Raw genomic sequence first — 3,058 nt, 5'->3', positions numbered from 1 at the left:
CCGTTCGGCCGGTGAGCGATCAGAAAGAGGTGCGGATGCCACCGCCAAATGTGTTGCCCAACGACATCCTGCTCGCGCGGTCCGAAAGGAACGCTGCGTAGATGTCGGTGCGGCGTGACAAGGGGTAGTCGTACGAAATCGCCCATGTGTTGCGATACACCGAGCTGTTACCCGAACTCTTCGAGTAGGCGTCCGAGCCGAGAATCCAGCCCACGCCCACGGGAATGGAGAAGCCAAGCTGCCCTGTGTCGACCCCCACGTTACCCGTCGTCACCGAATCCCAGATGTGCTGGTACTGTCCGAAAAATTTCACGAAGCCCAAGTCGTACGACGTGCCGACGTTGACCACCGACTGCGTCGTCAAGCCCGGCAGCACGGTATCGAGATCGCCCGCAGTCAGGCTGAACTTGATCTGCTGATAGACGACTGATGTCGCAAAGCCGCCGTTGCTGTACGACACCTGCGTGGTCCACTTGTTCTGGCCGAGATGTCCCGGGTCGTTACCAAACGCGTACATGGCTTTGCCAACCAGGCCGTTCACGCTCGGCGTCGAGTAATAGACTGTGTTCCACCATTCGCCCGCGTCGCCGAAGACGCCCTGCCCATTCACGCCGATGTAGGAGTGCAACACGATCGGCGCGAACACGAAGGAATTGCCGAACGGATTGAATTTGATCGTCGAAAACCATAGCAGCGGAGGAGTCAGGCCCGCGGTCAGCGTCCCATAGCGGCCAGTCAGGCCGACATACGCGTTGCGCGAAAATAGACCGTCGTTCGGAAAACCGGTGCGCCCGGACGCGCCGGTCTGCACATTGAAATAACTTTCGAGGTCGAAGATGACCTGGGTGCCGCCACCGATGTCCTCGTTGCCGCGCAGTCCGAAGAACGGTGCGGTCATGCCGCCGTTGCCGGCTACGACCGCCGACTGGCCATTGAGCGCCTTCTTTTCGCCAACGAAAGCATCAACCAGGCCGTAAAGCTGGACACTTGATTGCGCGTAAGCGGCCTCGCCGAACAGCGCCGCAGCCACCACCAGCGCTTGCAATCCCCTCTTCGTTTTCATCTATGTCTCCTCTTTTTAAAATGTGTGTTGCCGGTGCCGCTACGGTACGCACACGCGTGCCTGGGCCTCCGGTCGATTTGCCAGATTCATCCTGATTAATAACGTAGTACTAATTAAATAGCTAATGCTTTCGCACCCGTTTGTGCGACCTATACCGATACCTATCCTGCGGTAAAGAACGGAAGAACGCGGACTTTCTGTTTCATCACCTGGGACGGAAAGTTCTGCGAAAAGTCTGCGAGACCGTCCCGGGCGTAAAAGTGTCCCGGCGTCTAGTGCCGCGCCCCGGTCGCCGCCGATGTTGCCGGGCGCGCCGGTGGTTGCGTCGAACAAAGCAGCGAGTGCAGCACCACCAGCGTCAGGCCGCCCGAAATCACCGGCTGCTGAAGTACGAGTTGCAGCAGCAGCGGCATTGCGTGCATCACGTCAGGCGAGATGAACAGGCCGCCGAGGCCGACAAGAAAGGCGAGTCCGGTCGAGATCAACCGGCGATCGTCCCACTCGACTTGCGCGAGAATATGGACGCCGTGCATGAACACAATGCCAAACAGAAGCGTCGCCGCGGCCGAGATCACCGGAATCGGCACCACCACGAGCAGCATGTCGAATTTCACGCAACTGCCTAGCGCGATCAGGAATATACCGGCGGTGAGCGTCACGAACCGCGAGCCGACGCGCGTCGCGCGCAGAATGCCGATGTTGTCCGGATACGCGATCGTGCTGAGGCCACCACACACCGCCGCGACGACCGAACCGAGCGCGACGCCGAACAGTCCTTCGGACATCCGCCCCGGCGATAGCGTTTCGTCGCCCCATTCGGCGACCGTCTGATAAAGCGCCATCGAACCCATCCCGGCCGGAATCAGTACGAGCAGAAACACAACCACAAGGTCGGGCCGGACGCCGAAGCCGAACGGGAAAATACGCGGCGCGACGACGAGCGGCGCGGCGGCGATCCCTGCGAAAGAGATGGGCTGAAACGCGATATAGCACAGCGTGCCGAGCGCGAGGCCGAGCAGAATTGAGATGCGCCTCAGGCGGCGACCGCCCCACAACATGGCAACGACGATGCCCGCGATAGCAACCGCTCCCGACAGCAGGTTGACGCCTGGAAAGCCGGGACTCGTCCTGCTGCCGATCCACGTCGGCAGTGCGACGCTCGCAATCTGTACCATGATCAGCATCACCATCATTCCGGAAATAATGGGCACGCGCAGGTGGCGAGCAAACAGGCCGGCGATGCTACGTCCACGAATCGGCACGGTCAACAGACACCAGACTAGCGACGCCGCGAAAAATGAACCAAAGGCGGTGCCGAGACCTCCTGCCTGCAGATGGCCGACCGTCAGCAGCGCGCCGAAACTTCCCGCATAGGGTCCTTGCGCGATGGGGAGTCGGAGCAGTAGCACCGACTGCAGGATCGTGACGATTCCGCACACGAGGAATGTCATGCCGTACAGGTACGCGATCTGTGCATCAGGCAGATGGAACGCGCGGCCGAGGAGGCCGGGAAACACGAACATTCCGGTCATCCCGAAGACGTTCTGCAAGCCGAGCACCGCGAGTTGCGAAAGCGGTAGCTTCTCGTTGATGCCTACGTCGAACACGGACGCGGGCGCCCCCGCCGTCGTTGTTGCCGCCGCGCTGATGTCTTGCGATCTGCCCATGCTGCCGTCTCCTTGCTGCTTTCTTTTTCGTGCGCTCAAAACGCCGGCTTCCGTTGGCCCGTGTCTGCGCGCTCATATCCATCGGCGGAAGTATATGCTGTCATACAATGATATTGCAATATGCATGATGATCATTGCCGGAACGGCAGGCGATGACGGATGGGTGGACACGACAGGCGGACAGGAAAGCGGACGGCGGCGGCCCAATACTGTGAGCGGATTGCCGGCTGTCTTCGGGGAATGACGCGGTCGCTGGAAGCGCTTGGGTGAAGGCGCCGCAGAGCGGGGGAGCGGTAGAAGCAATCAGGACGTCAAGAACTGGCGCCCT

2 protein-coding genes are annotated in these 3,058 nt (G+C 60.6%); both read right to left on the bottom strand.

All coding sequences use genetic code 11. The features are described 5' to 3' along the window. Window positions 1-19 precede the first annotated feature (19 nt). Window positions 20-1,063 carry a porin gene (locus M0954_RS05430; protein ID WP_297352030.1) on the bottom strand — a complete coding sequence of 348 codons (1,044 nt, stop codon included), beginning with the start codon at window positions 1,061-1,063 and terminating at the stop codon, window positions 20-22. Between the two features lie 272 nt (window positions 1,064-1,335). Beyond that, a complete protein-coding gene (locus tag M0954_RS05425; protein WP_297352028.1) occupies window positions 1,336-2,730 on the bottom strand; it encodes a solute carrier family 23 protein in 1,395 nt (464 codons plus the stop codon). Window positions 2,731-3,058: the final 328 nt, after the last annotated feature.

This window comes from Paraburkholderia sp. (assembly GCF_026225065.1).
GTDB lineage: Bacteria > Pseudomonadota > Gammaproteobacteria > Burkholderiales > Burkholderiaceae > Paraburkholderia.
Note: the sequence above shows the minus strand (reverse complement) of the source record. Positions and strands in the feature narration are given on the sequence as shown.